General features: G+C 47.5%; 16 protein-coding genes. 11 read left to right on the top strand and 5 right to left on the bottom strand.

Going from position 1 to position 16,357, the window contains the following annotated elements; all coding sequences use genetic code 11:
- Positions 1–196: 196 nt before the first annotated feature.
- From F0P94_RS12595 to F0P94_RS12570, 6 genes are all read left to right on the top strand, one after another.
- Positions 197–1,537: an MBL fold metallo-hydrolase gene (locus F0P94_RS12595; protein ID WP_150904241.1), complete on the top strand. Its 1,341-nt coding sequence runs from the start codon at positions 197–199 to the stop codon at positions 1,535–1,537.
- A gap of 115 nt (positions 1,538–1,652) precedes the next feature.
- On the top strand, positions 1,653–2,300 hold the full coding sequence (locus F0P94_RS12590) for a Crp/Fnr family transcriptional regulator (RefSeq protein WP_150904240.1): 648 nt from the start codon (positions 1,653–1,655) through the stop codon (positions 2,298–2,300).
- A gap of 120 nt (positions 2,301–2,420) precedes the next feature.
- Positions 2,421–3,221: a sulfite exporter TauE/SafE family protein gene (locus F0P94_RS12585; RefSeq protein ID WP_150904239.1), complete on the top strand. Its 801-nt coding sequence runs from the start codon at positions 2,421–2,423 to the stop codon at positions 3,219–3,221.
- A 202-nt stretch (positions 3,222–3,423) separates the two neighbouring features.
- Positions 3,424–3,750, top strand: coding sequence for a rhodanese-like domain-containing protein (locus F0P94_RS12580; RefSeq protein ID WP_150904238.1), 327 nt, complete (start codon positions 3,424–3,426; stop codon positions 3,748–3,750).
- 257 nt (positions 3,751–4,007) lie between these two features.
- Entirely contained in the window at positions 4,008–4,565 is a 558-nt protein-coding gene (locus tag F0P94_RS12575) for a YeeE/YedE family protein (RefSeq protein WP_150904237.1), read from the top strand.
- A 37-nt stretch (positions 4,566–4,602) separates the two neighbouring features.
- The gene (locus F0P94_RS12570) at positions 4,603–5,016 is read left to right on the top strand and encodes a YeeE/YedE family protein (RefSeq protein WP_150904236.1); all 414 of its coding nucleotides are present in this window, start codon (positions 4,603–4,605) and stop codon (positions 5,014–5,016) included.
- A gap of 307 nt (positions 5,017–5,323) precedes the next feature.
- Here the strand turns inward: F0P94_RS12570 and F0P94_RS12565 are convergent, their stop codons facing one another.
- Both F0P94_RS12565 and F0P94_RS12560 read right to left on the bottom strand, forming a co-directional pair.
- Positions 5,324–6,268: a YeiH family protein gene (locus F0P94_RS12565; RefSeq protein WP_150904235.1), complete on the bottom strand. Its 945-nt coding sequence runs from the start codon at positions 6,266–6,268 to the stop codon at positions 5,324–5,326.
- Between the two features lie 3 nt (positions 6,269–6,271).
- Positions 6,272–6,664: a rhodanese-like domain-containing protein gene (locus F0P94_RS12560; RefSeq protein WP_150904234.1), complete on the bottom strand. Its 393-nt coding sequence runs from the start codon at positions 6,662–6,664 to the stop codon at positions 6,272–6,274.
- A 316-nt stretch (positions 6,665–6,980) separates the two neighbouring features.
- Here F0P94_RS12560 and F0P94_RS12555 point away from each other — a divergent pair, with 316 nt between their 5' ends.
- The 5 genes from F0P94_RS12555 to F0P94_RS12535 all read left to right on the top strand — a co-directional run bounded on the left by F0P94_RS12555 (position 6,981) and on the right by F0P94_RS12535 (position 11,542).
- Positions 6,981–7,328, top strand: a complete 348-nt coding sequence (locus F0P94_RS12555; protein WP_191907033.1) for a hypothetical protein — start codon at positions 6,981–6,983, stop codon at positions 7,326–7,328.
- Positions 7,329–7,530: 202 nt separating this feature from the next.
- A complete protein-coding gene (locus F0P94_RS12550) occupies positions 7,531–7,989 on the top strand; it encodes a hypothetical protein (RefSeq protein WP_150904232.1) in 459 nt (152 codons plus the stop codon).
- Positions 7,990–8,006: 17 nt separating this feature from the next.
- Positions 8,007–9,671, top strand: coding sequence for a bifunctional metallophosphatase/5'-nucleotidase (locus F0P94_RS12545; RefSeq protein ID WP_150904231.1), 1,665 nt, complete (start codon positions 8,007–8,009; stop codon positions 9,669–9,671).
- A gap of 65 nt (positions 9,672–9,736) precedes the next feature.
- Positions 9,737–10,627 (top strand): DoxX family membrane protein, encoded by an 891-nt coding sequence (locus tag F0P94_RS12540; RefSeq protein ID WP_150904230.1) that lies wholly within the window; start codon positions 9,737–9,739, stop codon positions 10,625–10,627.
- 279 nt (positions 10,628–10,906) lie between these two features.
- On the top strand, positions 10,907–11,542 hold the full coding sequence (locus F0P94_RS12535) for a TlpA family protein disulfide reductase (RefSeq protein ID WP_150904229.1): 636 nt from the start codon (positions 10,907–10,909) through the stop codon (positions 11,540–11,542).
- A 469-nt stretch (positions 11,543–12,011) separates the two neighbouring features.
- On the opposite strand, the gene F0P94_RS12530 is transcribed toward F0P94_RS12535, so the two are convergent.
- The 3 genes from F0P94_RS12530 to F0P94_RS12520 form a co-directional block, all read right to left on the bottom strand.
- Positions 12,012–13,610 (bottom strand): MFS transporter, encoded by a 1,599-nt coding sequence (locus F0P94_RS12530; RefSeq protein ID WP_150904228.1) that lies wholly within the window; start codon positions 13,608–13,610, stop codon positions 12,012–12,014.
- Position 13,611: 1 nt separating this feature from the next.
- Positions 13,612–14,685 (bottom strand): HlyD family secretion protein, encoded by a 1,074-nt coding sequence (locus F0P94_RS12525; RefSeq protein WP_150904227.1) that lies wholly within the window; start codon positions 14,683–14,685, stop codon positions 13,612–13,614.
- A 230-nt stretch (positions 14,686–14,915) separates the two neighbouring features.
- Positions 14,916–16,232: a TolC family protein gene (locus F0P94_RS12520; protein ID WP_150904226.1), complete on the bottom strand. Its 1,317-nt coding sequence runs from the start codon at positions 16,230–16,232 to the stop codon at positions 14,916–14,918.
- Between the last annotated feature and the right edge of the window lie 125 nt (positions 16,233–16,357).

Here is a 16,357-nt window from a genome sequence, read left to right as displayed (position 1 = left end):
CGGATAAAAATATCCAAAAAAACGCATTTAGTTTAGAATGAAACAACCCTGCGCGCCACAGGAGGCCACAAATTTTCCAAAATCACCAATGTGATAAAGGTCACTGTAAGCCCTTTTTCACCGCCGTACCTTTGTAATATAATTAACCGGAAGCCTTTAAAAGCTACCGGAAACCGGAAACTAAAAAATAAAAGATATGAAAATCGAACAGTTTGAAGACAAGGGTTTAGCCCACTATGCCTATGCCATTTTAAGTGAATGTGCGAAAGAAGTGGTCCTGATCGACCCGGCCCGGAACCCGCAACCGTATTACGATTTTGCCAAACAACACAGCGCTAAAATTATCGGCGTAATCGAAACGCATCCGCATGCCGACTTTGTAAGCTCACACCTGGAAATTCAGCGGAAAACCGGAGCGACCATTTACACGCATAGCCTGGTAGGCGCCGATTATCCGCACCAGGCTTTCGACGAAGGCGCATTATTGGAATTCGGTAAAATTAAACTGAAGGCGCTGCACACACCGGGTCACTCGCCCGATGGCATCAGCATTGTGCTGGAACACGAAGGCAAAGATAAAGCGGTTTTCACCGGCGATACGCTGTTTATCGGCGACGTTGGCCGGCCGGATTTGCGCGAAAATGCCGGTAGTATTACGGCTAAACGCGAAGAACTGGCCCGTCAGTTGTACCAAAGCACCCGGGAAAAACTGATGAAATTAGCTGATGATGTTTTGGTTTATCCGGCCCACGGATCAGGTTCGCTTTGCGGCAAATCGCTTTCTAATGCTAACAGCAGCACCATTGGTGCCGAGAAGATCGGCAATTATGCCCTGGCCGAAATGACGGAAGATGCTTTCGTAAAACTGATCACGTCCGACCAGCCGTTTATTCCGAAATACTTTGGCTACGATGTAAGCCTGAACAAGCAGGGCGCTCCGGCTTACGAAACCAGTATTGCCGGCGTAAACCGTTTAGGTTTAAACTTTAAGCCCGAAGCCGGCGCACTGGTGGTAGATGCCCGCAACGAGAAAACGTTCAAAAAAGGTCATTTGCCGGGAGCCATCAACATTCAGAACGGCGGTAAATTCGAAACCTGGCTGGGCAGCATTGTTTCGCCGAAAGAGAAGTTTTACCTGATTGCCGAAAACGAAGCGGATTTGGATGATCTGATCAAAAAAGCTTCCAAGATCGGGTACGAGCAACTGATAAAAGGCGCCTTTGTACAAACCGAAGCAGCCGCTGCTATCACCCCGGAAATTGACCTGAACGCCTTCCTCCAAAACCCGGACAACTACACCATCGTGGATATCCGGAACGAATCGGAAACGAAAACCGGTAAATTCTTCGAAAACGCCTTAACCATACCGCTGCCGGAGTTGCGGGAAAGAGCAAAGGAAGTGCCTGCCGATAAACCGGTAGTGGTACATTGCGCCGGCGGTTACCGCTCAGCTGCCGGAAGCAGTATTCTGGAAAAAGCCTTGCCTGATACCAAGGTCCTGGACCTAAGCGAAGCGGTAAACAATTTTAAAAAGTAAAACGGTAGCTTTAAGGCCCAAAAACCCAGGCCGGTTCTTTTAAAAAGGGCCGGCTTGGGTTTTTATTTTAAGCCGAAGGTTCCAAAACATTCGTATCTTCAAAATAAAAATCCGAATGGAAAACCCAAACAAAGAAGCAATCCACAAACAATTCCCGCAGTTCGAACAACCCTTACTGGATACTATTTCGCAGGAAAGCGTGGTAAAACACCTGGAGGCCGGCGATTCAGTGATCGAAACCGGACAATACATCCGGTCTAATATTTTGTTGCTGAAGGGTTTGCTGAAAGTGTACCGGGAAGACGACGATGGGAACGAATTTTTAATGTATTACCTGGAGCCCGGCAACGCCTGTGCGCTTTCCATCATGTGTACTGCCCGGTCCGAAACCAGCCAGGTAAAAGCCAAAGCCGTGCAGCCTTCCGATGTGGTTTTAATTCCGCAGCAACTTTCCGAGCAATGGCTGGCCAAGTACAAAACCTGGCACCATTTCGTGATCGCTTCCTACCGGGACCGCTTCGAAGAACTACTGCAAACCCTCGATAGCATTGTTTTTAAGAGCCTGGATGAACGCCTGCTGTTTTACCTGAAACGCCACGTACAGGTAAGCGGCCCCGAAATAAAACTCTCGCACCAGCAAATCGCCGACGATCTGAACAGCAGCCGGGAAGTGATCAGCCGCCTACTTAAAAAACTGGAACAAACCGGAGCTCTTACCCTTCACCGCAATTACATCGAAGTTCACGACCTTGAAAAGGTTTAGAAATATGGCCCTTCGGGGCTATTTTTTTGAGTTTTTATTTTCAAAAAAAGCAGCGTGATAATAGTCACTGACTGCCGCAAACGGTTGCGGTAACTTTGCAGGGTAATTCATTCAAACCCTATGGAAATTCTCGAAATACTTGGTTACGTTGCCGCTTTGCTCATAGGCTTATCTCTGGGCCTGACCGGAAGCGGCGGCTCTATCCTTACGGTGCCCATTCTGGTTTACCTGATGCGCCTGAATCCGGTGATCTCCATGGCCTATTCGCTGTTTGTAGTAGGCACTACGAGTTTGGTAGGCAGTTATAAATTCTATCAGAAAGAACTGGTGAGTTTCCGGACGGCCCTGATTTTTGGTATACCTTCTTTAATTACCGTTTTTCTTACGCGCCGGTTCATCGTGCCGGCAATTCCGGAGCATATTGCAAATTTTGGCACGTTTGAATTAACAAAAGGCTTATTGCTGATGACTTTATTTGCGGTACTAATGGTTTTCGCCTCTATCAGCATGATCCGCAAAAAGAAATACGCGGCTAGCGATGAAGAAACACCTACCCCCAATATACCGGCATTACTAGGCCAGGGAATTGGCGTGGGGCTTATTTCTGGTATGGTAGGCGCCGGGGGCGGTTTCCTGATTATTCCGGCACTGGTGCTTTTCAGCAAACTGGATATGCGGATGGCGGTAGGTACTTCCCTGCTTATTATTGCGGCTAATTCTCTGTTCGGATTTGTAGGCGATATTTTCAATTACAACATCGACTGGAGCTTCCTGCTAATTTTTTCTTCGCTTTCGGTAATTGGAATCTTTGCAGGTTCAGCCCTATCCCATCGCATCCACGGAGATAAGCTAAAGACCGGCTTTGGTTGGTTTGTCTTGTTTATGGGCATTTATATTATCCTGAAAGAAATATTGTTATAAAAATTGCCGGTGTAACCAAAGTCACTGAACACCCTTTCCTTTCTGCCGAACTTAGTATCGTCTTTCCAAAGCGGCTAAAAAACGCTAGGCTGAAGGGCAAAAAAATGCTGGACTTCCGGTTGGGCTCTCAAACTGACTTAAAATGCAGTACCCCCAGCCGGGAGAACAGATTAGATATGTTAATTTAAAATAAGAAAATAGCATGTTCAATTTATTTAAGGCAACCCCGAAAAATTACGAAAACCTGGACGGTAAAGCCTTCAAAGAAAAATTCACCCAGGCAGCCCAGGCCGAATTGCTGGATGTACGCACAGCCGATGAATTTAAGGGCGGCACCATCCCAGGCTCCCGCAACCTCGATATCATGACCGGTGAATTGCAGGCCAACCTGAACAAGCTCGATAAAAGCAAGGAATATTTCGTATTCTGCCGCAGCGGCAGCCGTTCCGATTCAGCTTGTAAATTAATGGCCGAACAGGGATTTAAAGTGTATAACTTAGCCGGTGGCATTGCTTCCTGGCCGTGGTAATTGCTTTAAATTAGTAACCACCCCCAACCCCTCCTTGAAAAGGAGGGGAGCTTTTACAGCATTGCTTTTATTTGACTTTTTCTGCTGTAAACCATACCATTTCTACCGCCTGCTTAAAACCGAAACTATTAAAATATAGCAGAAATCAGCTCCCCTCCTTTTCAAGGAGGGGTTGGGGGTGGTTAAAAAACCAGCAAAAGAAAACCACCTGAAACTTTAGAAATACGACTAAACAAAAAAACAAACCCGCACTCAAAATGCTTGAAATACTAAAACAACCCTGGCCCTGGTACACATCCGGAATCGTGATCGTCCTGGTAATGGCCATTCTATTATTCTTCGGGAAATCATTCGGATTTTCGTCGAACTTCCGGACCATTTGCGCGGCCTGTGGGGCCGGACGGACCGTAAAATTTTTCGATTTCAACTGGAAAACCCAGATCTGGAATTTGATGTTTCTGGTGGGCTCCATTATTGGTGGATTTATAGCGTCGGAATACCTGAGCAACGGCGAGGCCGTACAAATTTCGCAGGCTACAATTCAGGATCTGGCTCAAATAGGTTTTGCAGCGCCGCAAGGCATGCAGCCGGAAGAATTGTTCAGCCTGGAAGCGCTGTTCAGTCTGAAAGGATTTCTGATCTTATTGGGCGGCGGCTTCCTGATCGGTTTCGGTACCCGCTATGCCGGGGGCTGTACGTCGGGCCATGCTATCAGCGGATTATCTAACCTGCAGCTGCCTTCCTTAATAGCCGTTGTCGGCTTTTTCATTGGTGGCTTGCTGATGACGCACCTTTTCCTGCCCTTCATTTTTTAAGGCTTTCGACCGTAATTATAATTAAACAAAAGCAACGATGAAATTTCTGAAATATATTGTAGCCGGCATTCTGTTCGGCATTGTCATGAGCAAATCGGAAGCCATTTCGTGGTACCGCATCCAGGAAATGTTTCGCTTCCAGTCCTTCCACATGTATGGCATAATTGGCACCGCAGTTACGCTGGCAGCCGTGCTTACTTATACCATTAAAAAATACAAGTTAAAAGATGTCCAAGGCAACCCGATCATTTTTACAAACAAAGAAAGATCCATTACCCGTTACCTAGTTGGCGGTACCATTTTCGGGTTGGGTTGGGCCCTGGTCGGGGCTTGTCCGGGGCCGCTGTTCGTGAACCTGGGGCACGGCTACTGGCCTATTTTAGTGGCGATCTTCGGCGGCATTGCCGGCACTTATTTTTACGGCCTGATTCAGAACAAACTTCCGCATTAATACGGGAAAATGGCAGGGTAATTCACTAAAAAATAACTGCACAATTATGCATTCAAAAGCCCGCCCTTATTAATTAAAGGCGGGCTTTTGAATGCAAACTAAAATCAATTGCCCCTGAAAAGTCAGAGGTATGAAACTTCTGAAATGTTTTATCCGCCCGCAAATGTTGCCCTGATAATCGCCTGTTTTTCTCTGCCTGGCAACTTAAATATTTTAAAGGAAACACGAATCGCCTGCACCAAAAAACTGCTCTGGCATATTGCGGTTTGCCATCCGCTTCCTTGCTTCAATTAATTCAGGTTGCTCTCTACGGGATCAGATACAGAATTGCCACCAGCGAACCGGTTGCTACCAGCACCCAAAGCAAAACGCCTTGCAAAAATGGCCGGAAACTGATGGTTTTCAGCAAGGACAAGCTGATGCCGGTGCCGGTTAAAAACAAACTGACGATCAGGCCTTTCCGGGCGAGGGTCGTTAAGATGTGGTAAACGGTTTCCAAGTCCGGCAAAAAGGTATTGACTATCGAAGCGGCCACGAAAAACAAGATAAATTTCGGGAAAGCGGCACTTTTGCCTTCCGCTCTGTACAGATAACCGGTTAGCAGCACCATGGGCATGATCCATAAAGCCCGGGTTAGTTTTAAAGTAGTGGCAATTTCCAGCGCTTCCTGGCCGAAGTTAGTAGCGGCTCCCACTACCGAACTGGTATCGTGAATGGCGATGGCTGCCCACACCCCAAACTGTTCCTGCGAAAGTTGCAGCTGTTTGCCGATAACCGGGAAAATAAACAAGGCCAGCGCATTCAGAATGAACACAATGCCCAGGGCCACCGAGATTTCTTTTTCCGAAGCTTTCAGGGCCGGTGCCACGGCCGCAATGGCGCTGCCGCCGCAAATAGCGGTACCTGCCGAAATCAAATGGTTTAGCTTTTTTTCTACCCCAAAGACCTTCGCTAAAAACCAACCAAGAACCATGGTAGCCGCCAGGGAAATGGCCGTATAAAAAAAGCCGGACAAGCCCGTGGCTGCTACCTGGTTCAGGTTAATGCCAAAGCCCAGCCCCACTACCGAAACCTGCAGCGCATACTTCGTAAACTTTCCCAGCTGCTTCGGGTACGGATTTCCTAAAGTTAATCCCAATAAAATGCCGGCCAGCAAGGCCAGGGGAGCACTAATAATTTCCGTAAGCAAAACCAGGATAATGAACACCCAGAAAAGGGTTAATCTTAAAATTTTGTTTTTTGATTCAGGCACGGTTTAATTGGTCGGAACGCCTTCGGCTTTTAAACCGGTAAAGCCGGCGGTGGAATTATAAAATTTTGGAAAGTGCTTTTCCTTAAAAATAGCTGCCGCTTTTCCGCTCCGGTTGCCGGAAGCACAGTACAGTAGATAGGTTTTCTGGCGGTCGAGTTTGTCGAGTTGCTCCGCAAAATCGGGGGCGTAATAATCCAGGTTCACGGCCCCGGCCACGTGACCCGCGGCATACTCTTCCGGTGTCCGCACATCCAGAATAATTACTTCCGGGTTGGTTTGGACCAGGTTTTTTACTGCGGGAGCGGTCAGGTTGTGGTTTGTAGCCGAAGGGTTCTGGACGCAGCTGCTAAAGGCAAAAGTGAAGGCAACCAGAAAATATAAGAGCAGATTTTTCATGCGTTTCTCGTTTAATATATAAAAAGCGTAATTACCGGAATTCTCCTGCCAGTTTCAGTGATAAAAGTCACCAAGGCCCTGCCGGAATTTTTGCAGTTTTGCAAAAACTACTTTCAGCATTGTAAAGCCTATTGTTTTAGGAACAGTGTTTCAGAAAACAAAAAATACTTTCGGGCTTGTTAAATCGTTACAAAGAAACGAATGCCCTTTTCAGTGTGTGTAACCTTTATCACATACTTACTAAAGCAAACGCTATACTTTTGAAGCAGAAAACCACCGTCATTTGAAAGACCACCTGCGCATATTATCCGGATTGATGTTACTGATCCATCTTGGCGCCTGGGCCCTCTTGCAGGTTGCCCCGGCCAGCACCGGGTACGTGGTTTTTAAAAAGGAATGTGTTCGTTCGGAAACCCGGGCTACTTTGCTGGCTGCTCAGAAACCACAAAATTCCGAACAGCAACTTTCCTTACCAGCTTCCGGCGAAACCGACCAACCTGCTCCTGAAGTGAAGGTCTGCCTCAGCAAATTAGCGCCGCCCCCGTTAGCTCTTTCCCTGGCGGTATTACCACTATTTACCAAACCTGAAACAGCACCGTTTCAACCAGTTTATTACCATTCCCTTTTTACATCCGAAGAACCTGATCCTCCAAGGTTCGCTTAATTTTCCATTTTCTGCTGTCTGAACCGGAGGGCTTTTTAAGCTGCTGAAACCTGTTTTTATTTACTGGGTTTCAACACCTTGAGGCCGCTTCATTTCTAAACTACTTTGCAGTTTTGCTTGGTTTTCGGGCGATTCTTTCAACCTGATCTGTGTCTGGCAGCCATGCTGTTTTCCTCAATTTTCACTTAAAGCATTAAAACAAATGAAGCAACCTTTTGCATGGGTGCTGCCTTTGCTAGTGGTTTTTCTGTTCACGTTTAGCAGTACCAAAACCATCGCCCAAGCCCCTACCCCACTTACCAAACAGGAAAAGAACGACCTGAAGAACCACCGGAATTACGCCTTTTTGGCCGAAGAAGATAAACACCTGAAAGGTGCCTGGCTTACCTACCGGCAACTTACCGAAGCCGGTATTCCGGTCCGGAATTTTGAAGTGGTGGTGATTGGAAAACTGGCTAAAAGCCTAACCGAAAATCCGGAGTTGCACCAACTGGTAACCGAAAGATCAGACGGAAAATTTAAAGTTACCGTCTGTGACATGGCCCTGGAAAAACTGCAGGCCGATAAGCAAAAACTACCGGCACCGGCCACCATAATTTCCAACGGCTACCTCCGCATTTTTCAATTGCAAGCCAACAACTATTTAACCGTTCAGCCCTAACCTTTAACCAGTTAAACATGATTCCTATCCTTAAGATAATAGCACGCACAGCGCTTCCGGCAGCCGGTATTTTCCTGGCTTCCTGCCAGAGTGGCAAGCAAAACCAAGCCACCGCAACTACTCAAAACGCTACCGAAAATGCCGTAAAAACCGTTACCATTCTCCAAACCGCCGACATCCACGGGCAACTGTTACCGCACCAGGAATTCTTTGTGGAAGACGGTAAATTCGTGTTCAAAAAACGGGGCGGCATAGCCAGCATTCAAACCATTTTTAAGCAGGTAAAAGCCGAAAACCCGAACGGAACGGTTATCGTGGATGGCGGCGACCTGATCCAGGGCAGTGCCATTGCCGCCCTTACGGAAGGCGAAGCGTTCGGGCCCATTATTCAAGCTATGGACTACGATTTCCTGATCCCGGGAAACTGGGAAGTGGTGTACGGTCCGGATAAAATGAAAAAAGTGCTGCAAGCTTTCGGGAAACCGGTGGTTTGCGCCAACATTTACGACGAAAATACCACCCGGATGCTGTACCCGCCCTACATTGTAAAGGAAGCGAACGGCGTCAAGCTGGGCTTTATTTCGTACAATGATCCTGAAGTTCCGATCCGGCAGAATCCTTCGTTCAGCAAAGGCCTTATTTTTAAACAGGTAGAAGACAACCTGCAAGCGCTTATTCAGGAACTGAAGAAAAAGCAACAGGTAGATGTCCTGTTCCTGGTTACGCACATCGGCATTTCCAAGCAGATTCATTTGGCAGACCAGGAATACATCAAGGGGGTTGATTTCATCCTCGGTAACGACACCCACGAACGCATCCGCAAACCGATCAAACGCAAATACGCCCAGGTGTTGGAACCCGGCGCTTTCGCTTCGTTTGTCGGCCGGCTGGACCTGGATATGAAAGACGGCAAAATTGTGGGCCAACGCTACGAACTGATCGACGTGGACCCGGAAAAATATCCCGCCGATCCGGAAGTGCAACGAATAGTAGAAACCCAGTTAGCGCCCTACCAAAACCAGATCGCGGAAGTGCTGGGCTATACTTCGGAACCGCTTTACCGCTACCTGGTAGTGGAAAATGCCATGGACAACATGATAACCGATGCATTGCGCTGGAAAACCGGCGCCGACGTGGCCATTTCCAACGGTTTCCGCTTCGGCAATCCAATCATTCCGGATGCAAAAGGCAAAGCAGCCATCACCTACGGCGATCTCTGGAACATGCTGCCGGTGAACGAGAACGTAAAAACCGGCCTTGCTACCGGCCAGCAACTGCACGACTGGATGGAAAAGGAACTGCACAACGTCTTCTCCGAAAAGCCTTTGGAACGTTTCGGTGGCTGGGTGATTCGTTTTTCCGGAATGGAAATGACTTTTAATGCCAATGCACCGAAGGGCCAGCGGGTACAATCCATTAAAATTGGCGGGAAGCAGCTGGATCTGAAAAAGGAATACAAAGTAGCGGCCTGTTTACGCCGGGGCGAACCCGACCACATGCTTTGCCGGATGCCCAACGCCAGGAACCCACAGGTGCTGGATTACACCGCCCACGAAGCCATAACCGAATACCTGAAAACCAAAGGTACCGTAGCGCCCAAAATCGACGGACGCGCTAAAGTTCTTGATCTGCCTTCGCCGGTGCTTTCACAGGTGCCAAACGTAGATTATGTGTTCCGCTAATCTTTTAAAACCCTGACTTTTTCATTCAAAAACATAGCGTTTTTACACTTTAAATTTTAGAAATCATGCAACAAACAACTTTAAATAAATTCTCTTTCCTGGCGCTCCGCGTAATGGGCAGCCTCATCTTTATTACCGCAGGCTTAAACCATTTATTCCAAACAGCCCAGGCAGCTGCCCGACTCGAAAAAGCGAAAATGGGCTTTCTGGCAACTTCGCTGGCCAATCCGGAATTGCTCGTTATTTTATCGGGAGTTGGGTTAGTGGCCGGTGGCCTTGCGTTACTGGCTGGTTTTCAGACCCGGTTTGCCGCATTGCTTTTAATGCTGATCTTAATCCCAATTACCATAACCATTCAAATGGGCAGCGCCGCAACCATGGGGCCGCTTTTCAAGAACATTGCCATTATGGGAATGCTGGTTTTCTTCATGGCGAATGGCGCGGTGGCCTATGGCCTGGATCAGTACCTGGCCGGTAAAAAAACGCTAACCCCAAATGTGAGAAGTGCCGCCGGATCAGCAATAATGGTGCTGGCAGGATCTATATTGTTTAGTTCCTGCACTTCGACCAATGGCTTAAACGTTTCTTCCACCTCTTCCAACCAGGCTCAGTCTACCGGCAAAAAAAATTACGGCATCCTGATCAGCCAGCCCGACCACCTGAAAGCAGCCGTAAATACCGCCCAAACCATGCGAAAGGAAGCGAAATACAACGCCGGTAAAATTGTGGTAATGGCTTGCTCGAAATCGGTAGAGGCCTTTAAAAAAGACAGCGACCTGAAGGCGGTTTTTGAAGCCGGTAAAGCTGCCGGGGTAACGTTTACGGTTTGCGGCATGTCGCTGGAAAAGTTTAAGATTGCCCCCGAAGCGTTAATGGAAGGTTCCACCATTGTCCCTAATGGCTTAACCTACATGTTCGATCTGCAGCAGGAAGGATTTACCACGGTTGAATTATAAAACGGTAACATTCCAAGCTTTAAAACTCCGGCCAAGTAACTTTGGTCACGATAACCGGCGTTTTAAGGCAATACCTTTGCAGCATACTTAAGAGTAGGTTTAAAATTCATCTTTGCGCTGCCAACTTCCATTACCGGAACCTGCGTTCGTCTTTTTCCCGCACCATAGCGCTGCTGTGCTGCTCCAAAAAGCCTTCTTCAGAACCCGGTACTGAAAACTTTCGCTTGCAAAAATGAAATTTGAACATGCTCTAACAAATACATTCAAAACGATTAAATCATGACTAAAAATAAATTTTCTTTTCAGAGCATTCCTGGCTGGGTGTATACCCTGGTGGTTTTTGGTTTTCTTTACTTGAGCGGCCTCCATACAGAAGCAATTGGCCAGGTACAGCGGGTTTTGCTGGCAACCGGAATCATGGAACCAGCGCTTCCGGAAATCCCGGCAAACCAACCTGCCATGGATGATAAAGTTTCAGCGGAAACCTTCCCGGATGCAATGGCTGCCAACGACTTTTTATTACAGGATCTGCAGGGAAATACGGTTCAATTCAGCAACCTTAAAAACAAGGTTATCTTCCTGAATATCTGGGCAACCTGGTGTCCGCCCTGCGTAGCCGAAATGCCCGGCATTCAACGTTTGTACGACAAGGTAAAAGGCAATAAGAACATTGCGTTTGTAATGCTTTCGGTAGATCAGAACGGCATGGAAAAAGTAAAAAAATTCATAGCGAAAAAAGGCTTCACGTTTCCGGTATACCTGCCTGCGAGCAATATTCCTGCTGTCTTTCAAACCCAATCCATACCTGCAACATTCATCCTGGGTAAGGATGGCAAGTTAGCCACTCGCCACAATGGGATGGCGGATTATGACACGAAAGAAGTAAAGGAGTACTTGGAAAAGTTAGCGAAGTAAGTCAGGTAGGCTTCAAAATCCTCCGGAAATAATTTCCCCACTTTTCGAAAAAAGGAGCTGAGTAAATTTATTCAAATGTAATATTTCCCCAGATTGGAGAAGTCAAAATTTACCCATGGAGAAGTTAAAGGAGAATCAACCTCTACACGCCATTAGTTCTTTTAATTTATTCTTCAATGCTAATCATCTATAATTCAATCGCTAACAAACCTTCAGCAAGTGCTGTATCAGGGAGAGTGAAAATCTGCCCTGATACTTTATCTCCATGAGCTGGTGAGGTTAGCCAGTATTCATTCAGCAACGGAAGAAACTAGTACACTGTCAATTTAAATTATAGAATGCGGTTTAAATTATAGAATGTGGGATTACAAATCCCAGGGCTCGGGATAAGACGGGATTACAAATCCCGTCAAGCAAATTCTATAATTTAAATTGACAGTGTACTAGAAACTTTTTAATAATAACGTTTCTACTTTAAAGCCTGACTCGTTTTATAAGACCACGGCCGAAACAGAAACTCCAGACCATTTAAACGCCGGCGCCATTTTACCAACTTCCGCCGGTTTAGCGGCCGGAAACGGAATAAAACTACGAGCAACATCATTATTAAACCCGCCTCAATAATGTAGCCGGAAAGTTCCTGCGCGCTTAAAAGCATGGCTTGAATCTGAGCTGTGCCATACAAGCCCATGGTTCCGGAACTTTGCAAACGCGCGGCTACATTCGGGTTTAATGCATCCATGTTTTGGGCGAGCTGGAATACGTTTTCGAGCTGCCCGTGGTACAAACCGTAAGAAACCAGCGCCGAAGAAAAAGCCACCCCGATAAACGAACGGAAAATCATCAGGAAAGCCGAAGAAGCGAACATGGTTAAGGGGTCGAGTTTATCGGCCATGTACACGCCGATGGTGGCAAAAAGCGTTACCATGCCAAAGCCCCGGAGCGCGTTGATCAGGTAAAGGTCCTGCATGCCAATTCCCGGATGGATCCTGAATAAGAGCAAGCTTTGCGCCACCAGAAATGCGGCAAAACCCAGCAGGATGTTGTACTTAAGCGGCAGCTTTTTCCGGTACCAGAGAAAGCAGAATATGCCACCCACAATAATTCCCGGTACCATCCACAAACTAAGTTCGGAATTGGTTTGCGGACTGTATTTCAGCACCGAAGTGGTTAGCACCGTTTGCACCGCACCCGCGGCCAGAAATAAACCCAGAAAACAGATCAGGATCAGGCTGGACCACACGTTACGGATCTTCAGCATTTGCAAGTTCAGGTAAGGTTTTTCCAGATTCAGTTGTCGCCGGATGAAAAGCAGCAGCAAGATTGCAAAGCCAATAAATGCTCCCTGAATGGCTACAGAATCAAAGTAATCTTCTACCCGGGCAAAAACCAACCCGTAGTTCAGCAGCATCAGCGCGCCCGACCATTGGAAGAAACTCACCCAATCCAGCTGGCCCACGGGCCGGGCTTCGGTGGCGCGGCCGTTGTGAAAAAAAACGACCGCACAAAGCAGCGATATGAGCAACAGCGGCAGCATAAACCAGTACATGTATTGCCAGCCAAAATCATACGCTAGTTCGGTAGAAAGGTAGCCCGAAAGTTGCCCCATTAAAATGCTGAACGGATAAAAAATGGCATAAAACCGCGGCCGGTCGCCGTTGGGACTTACCAGCATCATGATCGGGATAATGACTTCGATCATGGCCAGCATTTTAAAACAACCCATCAGGAAACTGGCCAGGATCAATAATTCCGGGGAAGTGGTAAGGGCACAAAAAACCGTTAAGAACGCCAGGCCGCTGAGCGTAGCCAAAAGCAACTGCCGGGTGGTGAAAGCGCCTTTAAGCTGCATCAGGAACGGAAAAACAGCTGCCATCCCGATGGTTGCCGCGTAATTGGCCATGGTCAGGTATTCGGTCATGGTGCCCAGGCCGCCGACCATATCGGTCATGTTGGCGGTGTAGAGGCCGTTGGACGTTAAAACCGTAAGGGTTAAGACAAATAAAACCAGCAGTCCGACGGGCTTGGGAACCCAGTCGTGAAACAAGCCTTTTTTTAATTCTGACATCTTATATGGTTGCTTTTACTTCCACGTTCATGCCGGCGCGGAGTTTCTCCAGGTCGGCTTTTTTATTGGCTTCGGTAAACTCGATACGCACGGGAATGCGTTGCTGAATTTTCACAAAATTACCGGTGGAATTATCGGTTGGCACGGCCGAAAATTTGGCGCCGGTGGCTTCGGAAATGGCGGTAATTTTTCCTTTAAAAACGATACCATTTACCGCATCCACGCTTATTTCTACCGGTTCCCCGATGCTTAAATTAGCGGTCTGGGTTTCTTTGTAGTTGGCCACTACCCACACCTGTCCGCTGCGCACAATGGCCACTAAGGCTTGTCCGGGCTGCAGCAGTTGTCCTTCCTGAATGGTGCGCCGGCCCACTACCCCGTCGTAAGGCGCGGTAATTACGGTGTATTTCAGGTTCAGTTTAGCCATTTCCAAGGCTGCTTCCGCGCGTTTAATATTGGCCTCGTTCACGGCTAAGCGGGATTTTACTTCTTTGGTAGAAAGCTGAGTGGTTTGTTTCATTTTCAGCAAACCGTGGTAGCGGGCTTTGGCGGCATCGAACTCGGTTTTTACCTGCTCGAATTGCTGGCGCGTAACGGCTTCGTCTTTCAGCAGGTTGGCGTAGCGCTTGTAGTTCTGTTCCATATTCCACAAACGGGCCTGGGCTTCGGCAATATTCGCTTCCGATACGGCTACATTATTGCTCACCGTATTTACGCTGGAACTGGTCACATTTTTACTCGCCACGGCATCTAAATAAGCGGCCTCGGCCTGCGCCAGCTGGATCTTAATTTCGCTCGGATTGATAACTACCAGCGTATCGCCTTTCTTCACTCTCTGGTGCTCGGTAAACCGTATCTCTTCGATGTAGCCGCCTACCCGCGCGTTGATCGGGGTAATGAATTGCTCTACCTGGGCGTCGTTGGTTACTTCAGTATTGCTGAAATTGAAAAACAGATTGGCCACCCAATACAAGCCAAAAGCGATAACCCCCAGCAACAAAATATTGGTGACCAGCGGGCCGGTTTTCTTCTTTTTCTGCTTAACTTCTTTTTCTGGTGCAGTATGATTCGACATTTCTTTATTTTTTTAAAAAGCGTATTCTTTATTTTATTTTGTCCGGTTTTTGTCCCCCTTTGGAGGGGTTGGGGGAGGATTTTCAAGGTATTTGAGTTTTTTTCTGGAATGCGTGAAGACCTCCCCCTACCCCCTCCGAAGGGGGACTTGTTTACTGGTCGTGAATAACCATTTATGAAACAGATTCCGATATTAACCCCGACTTTTTCAACCCCAAACCCTAGCGTTTTTTATAAATTTCCGGCCAGGCGTTGCAGCTGGTAATAAGTATAAATGATGGTCGCGTCGGCGTTGGTCAGTTGGAGTTCAGCATCCAGTTTGGCGTTGCTTGCGTCCAGCATATCCGTGATCAGGGCCAGTTGTTCCAGGTACTTTTTCGAAACGATGCGGTAATTTTCGTTGGCCAGTTGCACGCCTTTGCCGAAACTTGCGCTGCGCTGCTGGGCTTCGTTATACTTAATGAAAGCGGTATTCACGTCAGTTTCCAGGTTCTGGCGCTGCAGTGTTACCAGTTGCTGTTGCTGATTTAACTGCGCATCGGCCACGCCAATACTATGTTTGGAATTGTAAAGCGACGAAATATTATAGCTGATGCTTACCCCTGCGTTCCAGCCGCGTGAATAAAGATCCATGGCCGGGCTTGCACTTACGATGGGCCGCGCCAGGGAATTTCCGGCCTGTAAACTTACCGTTGGCAACCGTTCCGCTTTGCTGATCTCCAGGTTTTTGCGGGCAATTTCTGAATTTACCTGCGAAGCCTTCAGTTCCGGGTAATTACTCAAGGCCAGCTCCAGATACTGCTCATAGCTTTGGTCCGGACGTTTGGTTTGCAGAAAGTTGGAATCCGGCATAATCGTCGTTCCCGAAGGCAAACCGGCAATTACCCGCAACTGTTGATTGGTTATGGCCAGGTTGTTTTTGATCTCGATCAGTGCCTGTTCCAGGTTCGTGATCTGCAGTTCGCTCCGGATCAGATCATTGCGCGTAACCATGCCTTCCCGGAACATATTATTAATATTTTTAAGCCGGACTTTAGCAAGTTCGATGTGCTTTTTATAAACCGCTTCCTGTTTGGCCAAACGGTACAGATCGGCATAACGGGCCACCAGTAAAAGCTTAATATCGCCTCTATTTTTGTCGAAACTCAGGCGGGCGGTTTCCTGTTCCAGGCCGGCTTTTTCGATGGTTTTGTTAATCGCGCCGCCTTTAAAAATTACCTGGCTGGCCTGCACCGTAAACGAGTTGCCAAAGTGCGGCATCTTTACGTGCTGCAGTTCCGAAAAATTAGGATTCAGAATGGCTACGTCGCCGATATAACTGGCCGCGGCCGAAGCGGATACGTTGGGCCGCTTCTGGGTTTGGGCCAGGGCTTTCCGTTCGTCGGCAATTTCCATTCCGGCTTTGGAAACCTGCAACTGCGGACTGTTCTGTTCCGCCAACGCAAAAAGTTCATCGATGGTCAGTTTGCGGGTTTCCGGTTCCTGGGCAAATACTGCGCCGGCAAAAAACACCAGTAAACAACTGACTACAAAAGGTTTAAAATTCATAAAGAACTTAACAGTTAATTGTTTAACTAATTTATCAAATAAAAACCCACCAGCCGCCCGAAGGAAATTTTCCTTCGTTGAGTAAAGTGGAATGAAAGTTTTGGGTTTAAAAACGCCAGGGTTTC

The sequence above is a fragment of the Adhaeribacter soli genome, assembly GCF_008727925.1.
GTDB lineage: Bacteria > Bacteroidota > Bacteroidia > Cytophagales > Hymenobacteraceae > Adhaeribacter_A > Adhaeribacter_A soli.
This window is presented reverse-complemented; position numbering and strand designations above follow the sequence as displayed.